Origin of the sequence: Dehalobacter sp. MCB1 (assembly GCF_003590275.1) — a bacterium.
Classification (GTDB): Bacteria; Bacillota; Desulfitobacteriia; order Desulfitobacteriales; family Syntrophobotulaceae; genus Dehalobacter.
The window spans coordinates 121088-139660 of sequence record NZ_LXPC01000013.1 but is presented as its reverse complement, the minus strand read 5'-3'; the positions used below and the strand labels follow the sequence as shown (position 1 = coordinate 139660).

Sequence of the window (18573 nt, the reverse complement as noted above, 5' to 3'; positions counted from 1 at the left end):
TTTATTGATATGCATGATCAGCGATCTCCCAGGTTAACGGGCAGGCGGGCCGATACCGATAACGGTTGCGTCGTTGGTGACTCCGGCGGGAAACCTGGCTTGGTTCGGATCATTTTTTTCCGCCAGGACAACCGGGCAATTGTCCTGAGCAGCCAGCGGTGCAACCATCAGGGCCCCGGCCAAAGCGTAGCCGTCAGCAAAGTAAACCTTGCTGGTCTTAAGCCCCATCTTCTCGTTAAAATCCCGGTTGGTTACGTAGCGATCCTGGCCGGACATACGGCGGAATCCCTCTGTATCCTGGACTCTGGATGTGCCGCCCAAGATAACCAAATTGTTGGCGTCTAGTCCGGCCTTGAGTAAACTCCAAGCTTCGGGATGATAGACGCCGGCTCCGTCTGCTATGCGGATAAGCCACCCGTTGGCCGCCGCGTAGGGCCCGGCGCTCACGGCGTCAGCCAGAGCATCAAAACCTACAAGGAATATCCCATGTGGATCAGCAATTTCGTCTCCTACCAGGTTCGCGGTTTCCGCGCGCCCTTTCCCCTGTAACACTTTTGCTTCGAGACCGGGGATGGCTGCCTTCAATTTCTCCGACACGACATCCGCTTGAAAGCCGATGCAGTAGGCTCTTTTTGCTCCCAGCCTTTTTATCTCACCAATCACTTCGGCTGTCGGGACGCCGCCTTCCACCATAAGGATCGGTGCCTGCTCCTGGCCGGCCAAGGGTGCTGCTGCCAGGGCGTCGATCAAATGGTTGTTTTCTCCGGGGACGACAACCACTGAATCAGCCTTTAGCCATCCTTCTTGGGACACTTTTACCGAGGTAGCCGGCGTACTGCCCCCGTTAATAGTTCTGTCCGCAGTGATTCCACTCGCCGGCATGGCCGGCTCGGAAACTTTCAGCCGTACAACGGCGATGATATTGGAAAGCTCCCGCCCGGCGGGCGTTATGGTCCTGCCGCCCAGCCACAGGGCGCTGGAGGCGCCGCCGTCTAAATTCATGGCGTCTGTCAGGTTATACGCTCGGGCAACCTGGGCCAGATTTTTGATCGTAAGACCCGGCGTGGTACCGAAAACCAATTGTTTGTCGGCCGTCAGCCCGATGAACGAACGATTGCCGGCAGCCGTGGTGAGTTTCGGGTCGTTCCAGCCCTCGCCGGCCGGATCGGCAGTCACCTGTCCATCCAAGACGAGGCTCGGGCCGCAGCCGGTGATGTTGGTCAAATTGATCCAGTCGGCCGTATCATCCGTATTGGTGCGGCTATTCCATACTTGCCGCACAAAATCAATCGTCGATCCAACATGGAATAGCTGGCGGTAGGCACTGCTAGTCGGCATCAGCAATAAAAATCCATCAGCCGGAATGGCCGTATTGCCCTGGCTGATAGCTGTAACCGTACCTTTCTGCAGAACTTTCGCACCGCCCGCTGTATAAACGCTACCCGTCACATCTTTAACATTGCGTACCACCACACAGACCATATCTGTGTCCCCGGTTTCCGTACCGTAATCCGGGGTGATGATCGCCTCGCGATAACCCGTGTAGCCGGCTGGCCTGATGACGTTCCAGTTACGCAAGTAAAAGAGTTGTTTATAGAGATAATTGCCGCCGGCAACGTCAACATAAACGTACTGCCTGAAAGCCACCCTGTCGAGCTGCGCTTCGCCGGCGCTGCCGAAACCGATCATGCTGCTGGTTTCATAGTGCATCGTCGCCCCGTTATGTACCAACGTTCCATTTATGGGCTTCTTGCCTTCATTGTAGGCCTCAAAGAACGCGCCGTTGACTGCCGCCAACACCTCATACTTGTTTTGGTCTATGCTGCCGATGATCTGCTCGAAGGGCTTAACATCGCCGACTTTGCCTGCCGGCACAGAAAGCACACGGATATTGGGATCATTCAGATCGGCGCGCACCGCCTTAATGGTGGCGGATTGACCGGCAATACTGACGGACTTGTCGGCGCTCACCACCGGGCTTGCGTCGGCCCAGGCCGTCGGCGCCTGCCAACACACCAGCACCAGCGCCAGCGTCAAAATAACAACCCATAGTCTCTTTGCCAATCCCTGTTCTCCTCTCAGATTTACTAGGATTCTTTGCGCTGATTTTATAAAATACTCCGGATAAGCTGTCCTGAGAGCATGCCTGGTTTCAAGGCATAATTATGATGGTTCCCGACCGTAGCTTTGACAACGGGGGTATCTATCCATTATAGAGTGTCATTTGCTCCAAGGCTGTATCCGTGATAACTTCGCTCTTCTTGGATGACAGACTTAAGAATAATCGGTTTATTTCTTCCCCGCAAGCAGCTGCCAATTTCTCAACCGCAGTGATTTCACTGATCATATAAAATTTTTTGTGCGGAGTATAATAAAGTAAAACCTTTTTATTCTGCTTCGTAAGATTGATAATGTTGTTTAAGGTCCCTTTACTTTTTCCATTCCATATCATAAATCCATAATCGGCATTTTCGGCCATTGTCTTATCTTTAGCTGCATAAAAGTCGAAACCTTTGACTTTATCTGGGACCTTAACGCCTTGAATCGGCCAATCTCCTACGTTATTTCTGGCTTTACCCTGACTGGCATAAACAAATACATCTCTGTAGCGATGTTCGAAAAAAAACTGTTGGATTGCTCGATCCATACCATTTGCATCACCAACCAAGACGGTGTCATTCTGTTTCATTATTTTTTTGAGCCCTTCATCAACATTTCTATCGATAACCTTCAGGGCTCTAGGCCCGCCTATAAAAATTTTCACGGAATTCACCCCTTGGTTTTTGTCATTGCCAGAACATAAATATGATTAATATTTTTTTTGAAGAGGGTACCGGTAAAATCGCATTTACTGACTTAATCACACTCCAAGTATCCAGGAAAGGAATAACTAATTTCATTATTTCCTTAAGTTTACCATAATTATGTTGATATTTAAATTGGTAGACCAACTCTCCCAATTCGCTCCTTGTCGTATCAAATAGTACCCATCATGATGAACTGCAGATTATCTCTGGGGTGGCCTTGACATGCGCTTAAGGTATAACGGTCTAGAATTTGATTCTCGGTATGTCCGCTTCCTTAAGATTGTCCCCCCAGGTCCAGAAATGGGCCTCCCCATTGACTACCCGGAAAAGAATAAAGGTCGGACTGTCTGGGGTATCAAAACCAAGGGCCTTGAGAAAAGGTAGATGTGCGTTATACGCTGAGTTGGTACGGGCCGCAATTTAAGGATGGAAAATATGTCTTTTTCGCGGGTTTGACACTCATGGTATGATAATTTACAAAATAACCGGGCTGGAAAAGGGTAAAACCACAGACGGTAAAGATAAATGGAAAGCTCATATCAAAGGGTATTATTTCCAAGAACTCGATAGTGATCCTGCAGAGGAAGGATATTCGGAAAACGGTAAGGCTGTTTGGGCGGAGTTGAGATGCTTGACAATCTGGTGCCTGATCCCGGTAAAATTCTTAAAGCAGACACCGAATGGATCATTGAGTTTATGGTCAACAACCCGACGGAAGACCTTTATTTTACTTACCTGTCCTGCAGCCGCGATTCCACTGACGCACAAGCGCAGCCGCAGAAGCCGCAGGCAGAATTATTGGTGTTCAACCACTATCCCAGCGGTTATGATTTTATTAAAAATATCGCCGAACGGCGGGGAAAAGTAGAAATTACCGCTGGTGCTATATGCCTGATATGGACGGGTATGAGTCATTTTTTGAGATCTTACCGCCTTTTTTCAGGATTCTTTTAACTTCTTTTAGAAAGCTTGCTTTATCTTCTATTTCATGAAGAACCGTGACCATCAGGGCAATGTCAATTACATTGTCGTGGAGGGGTAAATGGTCATCTTTGACTTTCATGAGCTCGACATTGCTGATGCTTTCAGTTTCTATTTTCCCCCGGATAATTGCCAGCATTTCCTCATTAATATCAAGCGCATAAACTTTGTTTTTGGTGATTCTGGCAGCCGGCAAAGTAAAAATTCCGGTACCGGCTCCGATATCGCACACAAAGTAGCCTTCCTCCAACCCGATTTTTTGCAAGGTTTCAAACGGTTTTAACTCGTCCAGTCTTGCGGGATTTTCAAATTTTAACTGTTTGCTGTTCATAAAATACCTGTGAAACCTATTTTTTCAATTCTCTGACTGGCCTGGCCTCGATATACCCTCTGTAGCCCATGGGCGCCAGCTGGAATCGCGGGCCGTCCTCGTCCGCCCACTGAAAACCATAGATTTCCGGATTGTAACTTTTCATGACTTCCCATAATTCTTCGATCGCCTCGCCAAATTTCGAATCATCAAAAGGCTGACCCTGAAAAACCATCATCTTGCACGGCGACAGGTTCATGCTCTCGTAACCATCCGGAATTTCCCCCGTATAATCCGCCGGAACCTCAACCCCTTGGGCATAAAGCGACGTATCCGGCCGGCGTAAATTGTCCGGCAGCCACATCCCAATGGGTTCATAGATGGCTTCTTTAATTGCGGAGAGCTGTTCCCAGACAGCGCACCCTACTTCTTCGCAGTATTCAAAATAATGGGTCGCTTTTAAGCCGCTTTTGAAGATCAGTTTCCGAGCGGAACGTTCCACCACTTGTACAAAGACCGTGTTTGACTGAGAATGATCAGACATATTACTCTCTCCTTTTTGTTTCGTCAGGTAATAATCACGGACATAGCCAGGTATGAAAAGTTTAAGAGATGTCGTTTCTTTGTTTTGGCTGTACGTTTTCGGCGTAATTCCGAATTCTTTGGAAAAGGCCCGGGTGAATCCTTCATGGGAATCAAAGACGAAGTCGAAAGCAACATCAATGATTTTCCGTTCCCTGTCCTTCAGTGTAACAGCTGCCTGGGATAACCTCAAAGCCCGGATGTATTCAAACGGTGCTTTTCCGATCAGATCCTTAAACATTCTAGCTGAATGCCAAGGTGAATACCCCGCCGCCCGGGCCAGAGAATGCAGAGTAATGGGTTCGGTCAAATGTTCATCGATATACTCCTGCATCCGCTGTACTGCCTTAATTTTTTCCCAGTTTTCCATGTTCTCACCTGCCAGTTCAAAGGATAACAAAAATGCTTATTTTTTTCTTGACTTCTTTTGCGATTGTGAAGCACCGCCCTAAAACAATTCAAACTGACAATTGCGGTACGATTTAAGATCACGGGTCTTTACCGCATCATTTTCACCGACACTGCCAAACAGCAATGGGGATTCCGGATGATGCGCAGCATCATTTTTCTGAACAGCGTTCAGGCTGAAATTCGCATAGCAGTACAGGCATCCGTTTTTACAGGTATTATAAGCCCCGATGTCAACGCTTGTAACACAACCGCATTGCGGCCGCTGGTTTTTGTCTTTTTCAACGTTCAGATGATATCCGCCTAAACGTTTAAAGCGCTCTTTATCAATACAATGGGCCTGACGGATGCCAAATTTTCCGCAGTCAATATCCTCTGCACAGGTATCCATATCCATTCCGAACTGTTTTGCGGTCTCTGCGAACCGCTGCATTAATTCTATTTTCTGATCGGATGTCGGTTGAATGATATTGCATGTCCGAAGGTTCCGCTCCGTCTTTTGGTAAAAATTCAAAAAACTGACCGTGCATTTTTCCGTATAACCGGCGAGCTTTGCTGCAAGCGACTTAAAAAACGTAAGATGATACGCCGTTGTATAATCCGCATTGAACAGAATCGGGTCGTACCGCCAAATCACCTTGTCCTTGCCAATTCTTTCAGACAGTTTTTGAAATGTTGGAATCACGATATCATTTTTTGACGGTACGTTTGGTTCAATATCTTTTCCGTAGGGATTAAGGGTGAACTGAAAATAATAGGTGTAGGCTCTCAGCTCGTCCAACCGTTCAAGCATCGGCGCCGGGTTTTTCGTCCAGAAAACGATACCGTCAACGACATCCGGCGAAAGGTTAATTTTACTGATTAGGTGAATATTCATCGGGTTACGGACAAGAACAGACTTTTCCTTTAGGCGATGGTAAAACCACTTTGCATAAAATGCCGGGATATCTGTTCGCCTGCTTACACTTATGATCATTGTCGGTTTTCCTTTGAGGAGGAAGTAACGCAAATCCCTTTTTCCGCCGGATTGAATTGATACCAGAAAACGATCCGCCCGTCGCCCAAGACTCCCAGGATATGGGGATCTGTCGCCGTGACGGAAACAATCTGCTGTTCGGGCTTCAGGGTCTCCAGCCTGATCCGGTTCAAAAAATGTATGGCGTTGACACTGTCCGTACCCGTCTGTTTACTGGTGACAAACACAGCAAAATCCTGCCCGAGATAACTTTGGTAATCCGATCGGATGTAGCCGGTATCCCCCGGTTGGGCAAGCTTTATTTCCGTTACTTTTCCGGTATGAAAGTCAAGGTACAGGGTTCGATAGCCATCCGCCTGTTGGGAATCCCCAGCACTTGCGTCATGCCCATACTCATTAACGAACAAAAGCCCGGTATCAAAATGGATGCTGCCGGTGGTCGGGGATCCTTCGGTAACAATATCAACTGTTGTGTTTGTCCCTTTATCCAGATCGCAGAACGTAAAACCCCGCGTACATTCATAACCGGTCAGCGTGGTGATGACTTTCCGGTCATCGTCGACGAATCTGGGGGAAAAGTGATAAGAAGGGGTAACGGGCGCGCCTCGGGACGGCTCGGATGGATTAGGCTTAGTAGTTTTCGCGAGGAGTCTTTCCTTTCCATCTCCGAGTGTGACAAGTTTGACGCCTATTTCATCCGTGTAGACAATCCGCTTCAAGTCGGCTGATAGATCATAACCGCCGAAATATATGTCCGGCATGCCGTCCTGATCATATTTTACTTCCCGATTGATTTTGGCTGTAATCGTGGCGGGCAAGGGGATCTCCCGAAGCAATTCCAAATCACGGCTATAAAGCATCACTTTATCGTTGAAGCGAACGAACCATTTACCGCCTGTGTATTTAACATCCGTATTTGCAATGCTGCCGCTTAGCTTTACGCTCTTCTCAATCTTCATCTCGTCAGGGTCAAGCACCATCAGTGCAGAGCTTTGATCCTTATTATACGGGGTATAGGCAAGGAGCATTTTTCCTTCGGTCTCTCCAACCATCGTCAATTCTTGCAAATCGCCGGTAAAACCTTCGATCTCCTGAAACTCTTTAACGTTGCCGGTCAATGCTACCTGATGATTATTGATATACTCTCTGCGGCCGTCAACAAAGTAGAGGCTGCCGTCGGCGCGTGTTTTTAACGTAAAGGTCTGCCTGCTGTCAACGAAGTGGTTTGTGGAACTATAATTGTGTTCCAGCGTGACGGTGAGGGTACCGTCACGGTTCCTGACTGCTTTATCCAGTTCAATACCCCAGCCATTCACTTCAGCATAACCGGGTTTGGGTTTCTGCAAATTCTCCGGGAAGGTGAAGACTTGTTTTTCCGGTTTATAATCATGATCCGGTATTTTGCTCACATCCAGGGTCGTTAGGTTAAAGTAGCGGTCGGCATACTTCAGCGCGTCAGTCAGCGGAAAGAGAAGGAGCATGCTCTCCTTGCTCTCTGTCTTGAGATTCGCCGTGCCGTTTTCTTCCTGATATTTTAGCCAGCAAAATTGAGCCACGGCATCCGGGTCAATTTCCTGGGCGGAATGAAACTCCCAGGTATTGCCGATGGTATAAATCGCATCATAAATATATTCCTGCCAGAGCTTCTCCAACTCCGCCGGATCGGTAATCTCCGTGCCTTGCGTTTGGTTGCCGGTGAACATGTTATTGGCGGTGGTCTTGCCCTGAGACTTTTGAGCGCAGGATGACATAACAGGAAGCATCACCAGAATTAATCCGAGACAAAACAATTTATTAATCTGTTTTTTCAACGTGTGCCTCCCCCAACTCATCCTAATTTTATTAATCCATACATTAATGTTTAATATTTCTATACCTAGGTTTCTATTCCTTTTTATAAAGTTGAAATTCAATCTAATCAGAAGAAAAGAAATCCCGAAAAACTGACTGTTTATTCTAATAAAATATCCAGCATTTTTTTCGTGTTATTTAAGAAAGAACGCGTGATTTGATAGTGCTCCGTCTCTTCATAGCGTACCTGCTCAAATCCGTCACGAATCTGATAGATCAAGGCACCCGGGTAGGCCATGATGATCGGGGAATGCGTGGCAATGATAAACTGAGACCCTTCGTTGATCAATTCATGCATCCTAGTCAGCATCGACATTTGCCGTGAAGGGGATAAAACCGCAAAAAACGACTCGCCATGCGACTGTTCATGCAGTGACCTTCCGCCATAAACCCCTTCCAACATTAAATCTTCAACATTGGAGGCAAAATTATAAAAGCTCTCTGCTCTGAAGAAGAAACCATCTTTGGGTCTTTTAGCCCCTTTAATAATTTTAATATATTGATTCAAGTCTGAATGCGTCGCTCTGGAAGTGAAATTAAAATTTTTTGTTCCGCCTTCCGCATTAAAACCAAATGCAACCGCGATTGATTCTAAAATCGTTGATTTCCCTGAACCATTTTCACCTACTATGAACGTTACTTTGGGGTGAAAAGACAACCTGTCTAAGTTCTTGATGGCAGGTAAATCAAAGGGGTATTCCGCAAAGGAGGGGACACGCTCCCTGTCTAATTCAATATCGCGTATATATTGGTTTAGGCCGCTGGATTCCATTATTCTGCCTCCTTACATGGATTTCATAGAGCATGATGATTCCTCCATATAATATAATTGAAGTCAACCGTAATCTTTGCTGCTGCAATCGTTACCAATAAATACCTGATTACTGCTTTCATAAACAGGCAGACTATAAGATAAACTCATTTCATAGAAAGGATATGATCTTATGGCCTTACTTGGAAACCCCTTTGTAGCGAATGTCCCTAAGCAGATGTCCAATGAGGAGTTGGCTCAGGCCCTTCGGGTTGATATTGCAGGGGAGTACGAAGCAATTATCGGCTATGAATCTCATGCTATGGCAACCAATGATGAGAGAGCAAAAAAGATTCTCCATCATATTGCTGATGAAGAAAGACAACACGTCGGAGAATTAGAACAGTTGCTAGCCATCATTAGTCCAAAGGACTCGGCGTCCATGGAAAAGGGAAGACAAGCCGTACAACAGCAGCAATCTCAAAATTTCCAGGCCCCTATGCAATAAGGGATTGATAATAAAATTGAGTGTCTTAGGATGACTTTATCGTCTATCTGACTAAAAGAAAAAGACTTTAATTATAAAGCCTTTAGTTCTGTTATGTCTTCCGTATTTTTTACTGTTACTTGAATTATCGTATCTAGCTTTCGATGAATTTCCTTGTTGTCTCTTTTTAACGCTGTTATGTCAGACTCAATGCGTTCTAATGAATTGAGTTTCTCTAGGATAATGTCAAGTTTATCCATTTGACCATCTCCCTTGTTATGTAGTATAGCACAAGCAAAGGATAAAATAAAAGATAGTTAAATATATTTAAAATTAAGCAAAACGGTAAAAGCGCCAAAGACAAGCTCACCGCTATCAATGGTTGCCATAACTCCACAAAGAAACAGACGATCTCTATGGCCAAAAAGACGGTGAAAAAACGCTTGATCTTACTGTTTTGCAAAGCGAACAGGCCTATAGACCTCGCTTCTTCTAATTATTGATGATCGTCCCACCGTTGATATGCAGGATTTGCCCTGACATATAGGCGGAATCCGTACTGGCCAGAAAAAGGTAGGCAGGAGCAAGCTCCACTGGCTGGCCGGCACGCTGCATCGGGTTGGTGCTGCCGAACGTATGAACTTCCTCAGCGCTGAAAGAAGCGGGAATAAGCGGAGTCCAGATCGGGCCGGGGGCCACGCCGTTGACCCTAATACCCTGTTTGGCTAAAGATTCGGACAGGGACCGCGTAAAAGATACGACTGCACCTTTCGAAGAGGCGTAATCTATTAAACGGACTTCCCCTTGATAGGCGGTAATCGAAGCGGTATTGATAATCGCAGCGCCTTTTTGGAGATGAGGCAGTGCGGCGCGGGCCAAATAAAACATGGCGAAGATGTTTGTCCTGAATGTCCTCTCCAGCTGTTCGGCAGTGATATCCAGAACGGAGTTCTGGGGATGCTGCTCCCCGGCATTATTGACCAGAATATCCAGATGACCAAAAGCTTGGATCGTTTCCCGGACGGCTTGATTGCAGAACATCTCGTCGCCGACATCCCCTGCGATCAACAGGCAGCGACGGCCGAGCTGTTCTATTCTTTCCTTGGTCATTTCAGCATCCTGATGTTCATTGAAATAGATAATCGCCAGGTCGGCGCCCTCTTTGGCATAGAGAATCGCAACGGCTCTGCCGATCCCGCTGTCCCCTCCGCTAATCAGGGCAACTTTCCCCCGGAGTTTGCCTCCCGGCTGATAGTTGGGATCTTCAAAGGCAGGACTCGGGTTCATCAATGCTTCCAGTCCGGGCTGGAAATCCTGATGTTGAGCAGGGAAAGTCGGCTGCGGAATGATTGCTTCTGTCATGATGGTTCTCCTTTTGTTTTTTCTTCATTTTCTCCCAAAAAAGCTGTATTCATTCCGCGGACAACCCTTCATCATCAGCGCATGTACCTAAATCGCTGTGTGTGACCTTCGCCAAATCTGCTTTGCTGCCTTTCAAAACGGCATAGCAGCGGAATTTAAGTATCATTCTTTATGAATCTATCGATTCCTTTTGGGAACGATGTTAATTGTCTATATATGGTAGAGATATGTCTTGTAGAATTATTTACCTGATGATATGATAGGTCATGAAAGGAGGATACACGAATGGATAACTCGGATATCATTCTGGAAAAGCTAAACTCCATGGAAAAGGCGATACGTACAGAAATGAAACTGCTGAATGACAAACAAGATGGACTTGCTAAGAAACAGGATGAACTTGCTGAAAAACAAGAAATGACCTGGCAAGCTATCAAAGAAATGAGAGATGAATTGACTAACAACAGTTTAAAGATAAAGATCATTGATAACAAGGTAAAGGCTTTATAGCCTTTTGTTTTTTTATATGATTTATGATTTTCTTCAGATTGTAACAATGGAATCTTTCATCCGTCCTTTATTATCTACGTAGGGACTATACGGAGAAGGTTCTAAAAGATATGATGGACAGGGGATGCATTGATGACAGCATCAATTTATTACTTTTCCGGTACCGGAAATTCAATGTATATTGCCAGAAAACTAGCCAAGCTGACCCATGCGGATTTGCTTTCAATAAAAGATGCTGTCAACGAAGATGAAATAGTTCTCGCGGCAGACTTCGTGGGCATTGTATTTCCTGTATACAATCACCGTGTGCCTTATATTGTAAAGCGGTTCGTTGATAGGCTTTCAAATCTGAATTCAAAGTACGTTTTTGCCATATGCACCTATGGTGACAGTCCCTGCATCGCGCTTGAATATCTTTCGAAGCTATTCTCCGCTAGAGGCGGAAAGCTATCCTGCGGATTCGGTGTTAAAATGCCTTACAACTATATCGCTCCGTTACCGGGTATTAACGGCCTCTTTCAACCTTTTGTCTTGCGGGAGCTGCCCGACGAACAGCAACGGAAAATGCTTTCTGAGGCCGATCAAAAACTTCAAACTATCTATGACGCCATATGTGCTCAGAAAAGTGGCTACATAGAGATTGAGTATCGAAGGCTTGAACAGTTTGTTGATTTCTTCAATTTGAGAGAACTTCTTCAGAAGCCGGTCTGGCTGAAAATCAGCGGATATAGCGGTAAGTGTGATTTGTCATACATGGAAAGTGTTCAATTGATGGATGCTGGCTTCCACTATGACGAGCAGTGTGTTCGGTGCGGTACATGCGCAAAAATATGCCCTGTTGGCAATGTAAAAATGTCAGTCAATGGGCCGGTATGGTTACATCAATGTGAACAATGCTTTGCCTGCCTTCAATGGTGTCCTAAAGCTGCTATACAATTTAGAAGCGGAACAGCAGGCAGAAAGCGGTATCATCATCCGGAGGTTTCACTGGCAGATATGTTGTCATATCCAATGAAGGAAAAATTTGAAGACGAATGAAAAATGCCTGCCTCATTCTTCATAAAATCCTATTGCATCCATTGATACTGATCATTTTCTTGGTAGGATTCCTGCCTGCTTTCGCAGAAGAGACATTCGCTAATCAAATGAAGAAATGTTTTACCCTTGCTCCGCCTTTTTAACCGGATGTCTCACGACTGTCTTAAGCTTTTCGGGTGCCGTCTTCCGCGGATCTCCCAAATAAATCTCATGATGATGCCGGATCTGACCGGAAGGTAAGTGGTCGGATATGGCATTGGTGTATCCATTCTGCGCTAAGAACCGCTCCATTTGCGCAACCGTAGCGGGTTCACTGTCATAGGAACCGATGTGCAGCATTTGCACGCACAGTCCTTCCGTGAACCGCTCCAAGCGGGCTTTTGCCGGATCAAGTCTGGGCTTTTTCTTCTTTAGCTCGGTAACCGCCCAGGCGAAAACATCTTTCGTGACAAATTCAGGCTGACGAATCATCGAGGTCCATTGGAATTTTGATTTATCCATGTTATTTATGCCGTTAAAGTCTCCGTCTTTAAACCACCACAACCCTTCCAGAGGCGGCACGACATATTCAAAATATCCTGCCGGTTGTTTTCCGCTCTTTTTGCTCATTTTAATGGTATAACTCAGCCCATAAAGTATTTCCACGGCCTCCTGGTATTCTTCCGAATAATTGGGATCTCCCGCTCCGTCCACCATGATAAAATCCATGGCCGGAACATCAATCAGGGCAGGCTTTTGTTTGGGTAGATACAAATCCTTATATTCTTTTTTGTAATCGAATTGATCAGCCATGTCTGACCCTCCTGTTTAATAGGTATCACAATTACCTTCGCGGTCTTTCATTGCGTATTTGCATCCACTGTTCAGGTATGGATATTTTTTTAAAGCCCAACTTACCATAAAACGCATGTGCATCTTTTGTCGTCAGTAACCACTGGTAGACATCTTCCAATTCTTTATGTGAAAGGATATATCCAATCATCTTCTGGCCGATTCCATTTTTTCTAAAATTCTCGTCTACATACACATCCATGATGTAAGCAAATCTAGTCTTATCGGAAACGACTCTTGCATAGCCGATCTGATTCTGTTCATGATCAAAGGCGCCAACGACCAACGCTGAATTCTGTGCGCCTTTCTTCACTTCGTCTATTCCAATCCCCGGACTCCAAAATGATTTAGCTAGCATTTCAGTAACTTTCCAGAAATTCATGTTAGCGAATCCATCTTTTATCCCGATATCTTCCACTATGTTCTCCTTTTTTTCAAAACTTTCTTACCTGATGCAAATTCTATTCTTTTCTTTTTTCTGGAAATTGGTATTGATAAATTCCATATCGCAACCTCCAAATTTTTCTTGGGTGATTATTATTCTCCATAACTCTCTCCATTCCTTTTTTGGAACTGACTGCCAAGACATTACAAAGCTCATCTATTTCGCAGCTGGTTTTCGGTTACCCGGCAAACAAAAAAACCAGCGCAGGCTGGTTAAGGTAGGTATCATTGTTTTTCTTTAACTTCTTTGTAAAATCTATTGCCGGTTTCCGGTTCATAATAGACTTTAAGTTTTTTACCGTTAACTGGGTCGATAAAAACCTCATCCGTAGGCATATATCCTTTTGGTATATCGTTTCCCTGGTTTTTTCGATATCGTTTATCCCAAATAAACCATGAACAAAAGGCAATAATAAGAAATATCCCCACTTCGAGTAATATATAGATTTCAGCCGTTATTCTCATCTTAAGCTTCTTTCTCCGCCACAACCGCGGTTCCAAAGGCTACAATCTCACTCATGGTCTGTCCAATTTCACTGGAATCAAACCTCATCATCACCACAGCGTTTGCTCCCATCGCCTGGGCATTCTTGACCATACGGTCTATCGCCTGTTTACGGGTATCTTCAAGCAGGGCGGTATATTCATGGATTTCCCCGCCGATAAGACTGCGCAGCCCAGCTATGATATTCCCGCCCAATCCCCGGCTGCGAACAACGAGGCCGAACACCTGGCCTTTAACATCGGTTACTTTGTAACCTTTAATATTTTCGGTCGTAACGATTAACATGCCTGTCACTCCCTTTTTATTTTTATTTTACAGATCTTTTAGCCAGCTTACAATTATTTTTGCAATTTTTGACTCAATCCATTCAATGAATAAACCAGACAGTAAATAAATTCATTTGCATTATAAGGCAATCCTGTAAAATTTTGATTATTTTTGAAAAATGATGGAGGAAAATGCAGTTCAATAGTAGAATTATTTGGTAGAATTTTTAATAAGCCAATTATTACTCTATAAAAATGATGTAATCTGGTCTTAGCAGTATTTTACATCAGGGAAAGGACATATGGAACCATCATACTTATTTTCAGTACTATTTTTCTTTTCTTGTGTAATGAGTAGCTTTCTTGGGGCTTATACACTTTATCTCGACCGGAAAGCCGGATTGAACAAAGCTTTTTTTGCGCTATGTATTTCCTTGAGTATATGGGCTTTCGGATTCTCTATTTGTGTTTCCGCCCAGAATCAAGAACTTAGCTTAATCTGGCGTAGGATCTCAGTTATTGGCTGGGGATCGTTTTTCAGTATCTTGCTGCATTTCAGTATCATTCTGACCGAGAAAAAAGGTTTGCTAAACAAATGGTGGCTATATCTTTTGCTTTATTTTCCCTCAGTCCTGACCATTTATATTTATGGGGTCTCCAGTTCTGCGGAATCGAAGTATAAATTAATCCATACAGTCAATGGTTGGATTAATGTTCCGAATAGCGGTTTTCATTCTTTTTTTAATTATTATTATATTCTTTTTTGCATCGTTTCCGCAGGAATGATTTGGTTATGGGGGAGAAAAGCCTCTTCCCAGAGCAGTAAGGAAAAGGCAAGGCTCATCCTATCTTGGATTATTGCGACTTTAATCTTTGCATCCTTTACGGATATTGTCGCCAGCACTTTTTGGAAAATGCCGCTTCCCCAATTGGCTCCTTTTATTATCTCGATGTCGCTCATCGTCATTTACTACGCAATTAAAAAATACGGACTGATGAAGCCGGAAAAGATCATCAGTGCTGAAGAGACCATCTTAAATGAATCAACCCGCGGGAATATTATCAGTTATTTAGCCTTTGCTTTGTTCGCGTGCAGTCTTGTTAATTTTGCTTCCTTTTTTCTTTCTAACATGCCTCACGATTTAACGCCTGTCATATTGACAAGTATCGCTATCCTTTTTTTAGGACTTGTCATTTTGTTCGTGAAGTGGATGCCTATCGCGGAAAATAAAAAAGATATTACTTATTTTGTGATTTGTGTTCTCGCCATTCCAATTTTCACTTTAAGGTTTATTCAAACCGGGAGTATCACAATTTGGGCGTTTCCTATTATTTTTATAATTATTGCCCTGGTGTTCAATAAACGCATTATCTTAATTGCATTGGGAATTTCTATCATATCTACCCAGATTCTAACCTGGATCCTAGCACCAGATGTTAAAGTTGAGATAAATGCTGATGACTATTTTGCAAGAATCTTTTTATTCATTGTCTTTCTTTGGTTGGCTTTCTATGTCAATAAATTGTATATTCGCAGACTGAAAGAAAATGCAGAGCAGATGAAGCTGCAAAAATTAATCTCAAAAATTTCTTCGGATTTTATCACAGCAAATCAAATGAATTTAGAGCACAAAATCAATCAGGCGCTTGAGGAATGCGGACGTTTTTTTGAGATGGACCGAACCTGGATTTATTTATTGGACCGGGAGCAACATCGCGTTAGCCCTGCGTTTGCCTGGCACCGGCATGATCGTGTTTACAGAGAAGCTATAGAATGCCCGGGAGGGGGAGACTCAAACCTTATAAATCAAATGTTAGAGGGCAAAATTATTCATACACAATCAGTCATTTGCGTCCCCATTGCCGAAAATGAGCAGGTCGTCGGCTTATTCGGGATTGAGTCTCTCAGAACCATGAAGAAATGGCGTGAAGACCAGATTGATTTACTAAAGGTCATTGCGAATATTTTGGGAGACGCTTTGACGAAAGTTCAGGCGGAAAGAGAAATTGAACAATTGGCCTACTATGATCATTTAACGAAGCTGCCCAACCGGGTGTTGTTCGGGGACAGGGTTACGCAAGCGATCCACCAATCCAGTCGGATTCAAAAAATGTTCGCGGTAATTTTCCTGGATCTTGATTCTTTTAAAACGGTTAATGATACTTTGGGCCATGAAGGCGGAGACGAACTGATCACTGAAGTCGGGCGAAAATTAGTGGAATGTATCCGCAAAGCCGATACGGTATCCCGTTTTGGCGGCGATGAATTTCTGATCTTGCTGAATAATATTTCCGACTATCAAGATGTTCGGATAATTGCCGATAAAATAATAGGTCTATTCAAAGAACCGGCGGTATTAAGGGGTCAGGAATTCTTTGTTACAGCAAGTGCAGGGATTGCACTATATCCAATCGATGGACAAGATACGGAAACGTTGATTCAAAACTCAGATATTGCAATGTATAAAGCCAAAGAAAAAGGGAAGAACCAGTACGCCCTCTGTTCTTCAGAGATGAAAGAGGATGTCCGAAATAATCTGATCCTGACAAACAGTCTATTCCGAGCTTTAGAACGCAAAGAATTGTCGGTGTATTACCAGCCTCAGGTCCATCTTCCGGAAGCAAACATCATCGGAATGGAAGCTTTGTTAAGATGGAAGCATCCGGAGTTAGGAATGATATCCCCGGCAGTATTCATTCCGATCGCCGAGCAAAGTGGGATCATTAACACGATCGGAGAATGGGTGCTTAAAACAGCTTGCCGGCAAAATAAAATCTGGCAGGATAAAGGATATCCTCCGGTACGAATGTCCGTTAATATTTCGGTAAATCAACTTCGTGACCCGAATATTGTTGGGCAGATCGCAAATGTCCTTCAAGAAACCGAACTCAAACCCGAGTATCTGGAATTGGAAATCACAGAAGGTTCTGCGATAAATGAAGCAAATAATATTGTTCAGGTTTTAAACAATTTTAAGAAATTAGGCATTACTATCTCTATCGACGACTTTGGCACAGAATACTCCTCTTTAAACAGGCTCAAAAATTTACCGATCGATCGATTGAAAATGGATATGCATTTTGTTCATGGTATTGAAAAAGATGAAAAAGACAGAGCAATCACCAAAGTGATTATAAATCTGGCTAAAAATCTAGACCTGGAGGTTATTGCCGAAGGGGTGGAGACCGAGAAACAAGTAAGATTTTTAAGTCAGAACATGTGCAACGAGGTTCAGGGTTATTATTTCTACCAGCCCATGCCTGCTGAGGAAATAGAAGAATTATTAAGAAAGCCATGCGCCAATATTATATAATCAGCTCCAATTACCCTTCGTTTCCGCCGTAAATTCCCCATGTACTTTCTTCAGTAAAACTGGGATATCCAGCGACTGCGGGCAATGTCCCTCACAAATTCCACAAGAGATACACTGATCAGCACCGGAACCGGAGGGAAGTAAATTTTCCTTGTACATCCCCTTGTCCACCCAATGCGTTTTCATGAGCTTATGGCTGTTATAGAGTTTGAATATTTCAGGAATGCTGACGCCCTGGGGACAGGGCATACAATAGCCGCAGCTCGTACAGCCGACACTGTTATTGGACTCAAAAGCTTTCTGAATCTTTTTGATCAGATTTTGGTCGGCCTCGGACATGACGTTGACCGCAGATTCATCAAAGATCCGTAAATTGTCCTTCAACTGCTCCAGCGTGCTGGCTCCACTGAGAATCACGGAAATCTCAGGCATATTGTAAAGCCAGCGGAAGCACCACTCGATGAAGGATCTCTTTTCCGGATATTGGCGAACCAAATCAGCGACTGCTTCGGGAATGTTCGCTAGCATGTAGCCGCCCCTTAACGGTTCCATGATGACGACCGCCAGGCCCTTGTCTGCAGCATATCTCAGACCTTCGATCCCGGCCTGCTGATTTTCATCCAGAATATTCAGCTGGATTTGCGCCATTTCCCAATCAAAGGCATCCACGACCTGTTTGAATGCTGGCAGTGTCCCATGAAAAGAAAAACTCTTGTGCAGTATCTTTCCCTTTTGAATCATTTTATCAAGAAAAGTAAGGCCATCCAATTGATTCACTTTCTCCCAATTGTCATGGCTCATGTTGTGAAGAAGATACATGTCGATATGATCGGTTCCTAAGCGTTTCAGCTCTTCATCCAAGTATTTCTCGAAGTCTTTGTGACTGCCGATTTTCCAAATGGGGCTTTTCGTGGCGATCAACACCTGATTCCGATAGCCCCTCTGAAGCGCTTTCCCGGTAATCATTTCGCTGCCTGGATACATGTAAGCAGTGTCCAGGTAATTGACGCCGTTGTCTACCGCATACCGCACCATTTCTATCGCTTCCTCTTCACTTTTCGGAAATCGCATACAGCCAAGCCCAAATCTTGAGACTTGGAGTCCCGTTTTTCCAAGCATCGTATATTGCATGATCGTACGCTCCATTTAT

General features: G+C 44.4%; 20 protein-coding genes. 6 read left to right on the top strand and 14 right to left on the bottom strand.

Translation table 11 applies throughout. The annotated features are described in order from the left end of the window. Window positions 1-33: 33 nt before the first annotated feature. Entirely contained in the window at window positions 34-1482 is a 1449-nt protein-coding gene (locus A7K50_RS10635) for a cell wall-binding repeat-containing protein (RefSeq protein WP_243103720.1), read from the bottom strand. A 105-nt stretch (window positions 1483-1587) separates the two neighbouring features. Between A7K50_RS10635 and A7K50_RS14370 the strand changes: the two genes are divergently transcribed. Beyond that, window positions 1588-2052 (top strand): hypothetical protein, encoded by a 465-nt coding sequence (locus tag A7K50_RS14370; RefSeq protein WP_243103719.1) that lies wholly within the window; start codon window positions 1588-1590, stop codon window positions 2050-2052. 151 nt (window positions 2053-2203) lie between these two features. On the opposite strand, the gene A7K50_RS10630 is transcribed toward A7K50_RS14370, so the two are convergent. Then, window positions 2204-2764 (bottom strand): hypothetical protein, encoded by a 561-nt coding sequence (locus tag A7K50_RS10630; protein WP_119776122.1) that lies wholly within the window; start codon window positions 2762-2764, stop codon window positions 2204-2206. 509 nt (window positions 2765-3273) lie between these two features. Here A7K50_RS10630 and A7K50_RS10625 point away from each other — a divergent pair. Then, the gene (locus tag A7K50_RS10625; RefSeq protein WP_119776120.1) at window positions 3274-3675 is read left to right on the top strand and encodes a hypothetical protein; all 402 of its coding nucleotides are present in this window, start codon (window positions 3274-3276) and stop codon (window positions 3673-3675) included. A gap of 15 nt (window positions 3676-3690) precedes the next feature. On the opposite strand, the gene A7K50_RS10620 is transcribed toward A7K50_RS10625, so the two are convergent. The 5 genes from A7K50_RS10620 to A7K50_RS10600 form a co-directional block, all read right to left on the bottom strand. Beyond that, window positions 3691-4119, bottom strand: a complete 429-nt coding sequence (locus tag A7K50_RS10620) for a methyltransferase domain-containing protein (protein ID WP_119776119.1) — start codon at window positions 4117-4119, stop codon at window positions 3691-3693. Between the two features lie 16 nt (window positions 4120-4135). After that, complete coding sequence (locus A7K50_RS10615) at window positions 4136-5050, bottom strand: helix-turn-helix domain-containing protein (RefSeq protein WP_119776117.1); 915 nt, start codon at window positions 5048-5050, stop codon at window positions 4136-4138. A 78-nt stretch (window positions 5051-5128) separates the two neighbouring features. After that, a complete protein-coding gene (locus tag A7K50_RS10610) occupies window positions 5129-6064 on the bottom strand; it encodes a DUF1848 domain-containing protein (RefSeq protein ID WP_119776115.1) in 936 nt (311 codons plus the stop codon). Continuing rightward, the gene (locus tag A7K50_RS10605; RefSeq protein ID WP_243103718.1) at window positions 6061-7875 is read right to left on the bottom strand and encodes a hypothetical protein; all 1815 of its coding nucleotides are present in this window, start codon (window positions 7873-7875) and stop codon (window positions 6061-6063) included. The genes A7K50_RS10610 and A7K50_RS10605 overlap by 4 nt, the downstream gene beginning before the upstream one ends. A gap of 140 nt (window positions 7876-8015) precedes the next feature. Further along, complete coding sequence (locus A7K50_RS10600; RefSeq protein WP_119776112.1) at window positions 8016-8687, bottom strand: AAA family ATPase; 672 nt, start codon at window positions 8685-8687, stop codon at window positions 8016-8018. A 172-nt stretch (window positions 8688-8859) separates the two neighbouring features. On the opposite strand from A7K50_RS10600, the gene A7K50_RS10595 reads away from it, so the two are divergent. After that, window positions 8860-9174 carry a demethoxyubiquinone hydroxylase family protein gene (locus A7K50_RS10595; protein ID WP_119776110.1) on the top strand — a complete coding sequence of 105 codons (315 nt, stop codon included), beginning with the start codon at window positions 8860-8862 and terminating at the stop codon, window positions 9172-9174. 71 nt (window positions 9175-9245) lie between these two features. Here A7K50_RS10595 and A7K50_RS14205 read toward each other — a convergent pair whose 3' ends face one another. Further along, window positions 9246-9413, bottom strand: coding sequence for a hypothetical protein (locus tag A7K50_RS14205; RefSeq protein ID WP_165904907.1), 168 nt, complete (start codon window positions 9411-9413; stop codon window positions 9246-9248). A gap of 232 nt (window positions 9414-9645) precedes the next feature. Beyond that, window positions 9646-10515, bottom strand: a complete 870-nt coding sequence (locus tag A7K50_RS10590) for an SDR family oxidoreductase (RefSeq protein WP_119776109.1) — start codon at window positions 10513-10515, stop codon at window positions 9646-9648. Between the two features lie 285 nt (window positions 10516-10800). On the opposite strand from A7K50_RS10590, the gene A7K50_RS10585 reads away from it, so the two are divergent. Both A7K50_RS10585 and A7K50_RS10580 read left to right on the top strand, forming a co-directional pair. Continuing rightward, complete coding sequence (locus tag A7K50_RS10585) at window positions 10801-11025, top strand: hypothetical protein (protein WP_020491544.1); 225 nt, start codon at window positions 10801-10803, stop codon at window positions 11023-11025. 132 nt (window positions 11026-11157) lie between these two features. Further along, complete coding sequence (locus A7K50_RS10580) at window positions 11158-12063, top strand: EFR1 family ferrodoxin (RefSeq protein WP_119776107.1); 906 nt, start codon at window positions 11158-11160, stop codon at window positions 12061-12063. Between the two features lie 120 nt (window positions 12064-12183). On the opposite strand, the gene A7K50_RS10575 is transcribed toward A7K50_RS10580, so the two are convergent. The 4 genes from A7K50_RS10575 to A7K50_RS10560 form a co-directional block, all read right to left on the bottom strand. Next, complete coding sequence (locus A7K50_RS10575) at window positions 12184-12855, bottom strand: GyrI-like domain-containing protein (protein WP_119776105.1); 672 nt, start codon at window positions 12853-12855, stop codon at window positions 12184-12186. A 31-nt stretch (window positions 12856-12886) separates the two neighbouring features. Continuing rightward, entirely contained in the window at window positions 12887-13276 is a 390-nt protein-coding gene (locus tag A7K50_RS10570) for a GNAT family N-acetyltransferase (RefSeq protein ID WP_131929533.1), read from the bottom strand. A 287-nt stretch (window positions 13277-13563) separates the two neighbouring features. Further along, a complete protein-coding gene (locus A7K50_RS10565; RefSeq protein ID WP_243103717.1) occupies window positions 13564-13767 on the bottom strand; it encodes a hypothetical protein in 204 nt (67 codons plus the stop codon). 37 nt (window positions 13768-13804) lie between these two features. Beyond that, window positions 13805-14128, bottom strand: a complete 324-nt coding sequence (locus A7K50_RS10560; protein ID WP_020491540.1) for a heavy metal-binding domain-containing protein — start codon at window positions 14126-14128, stop codon at window positions 13805-13807. Between the two features lie 283 nt (window positions 14129-14411). Here A7K50_RS10560 and A7K50_RS10555 point away from each other — a divergent pair, with 283 nt between their 5' ends. Further along, window positions 14412-17423, top strand: a complete 3012-nt coding sequence (locus A7K50_RS10555; protein WP_243109290.1) for an EAL domain-containing protein — start codon at window positions 14412-14414, stop codon at window positions 17421-17423. On the opposite strand, the gene A7K50_RS10550 is transcribed toward A7K50_RS10555, so the two are convergent. After that, window positions 17424-18554, bottom strand: coding sequence for an aldo/keto reductase (locus A7K50_RS10550; protein ID WP_119776101.1), 1131 nt, complete (start codon window positions 18552-18554; stop codon window positions 17424-17426). Window positions 18555-18573: the final 19 nt, after the last annotated feature.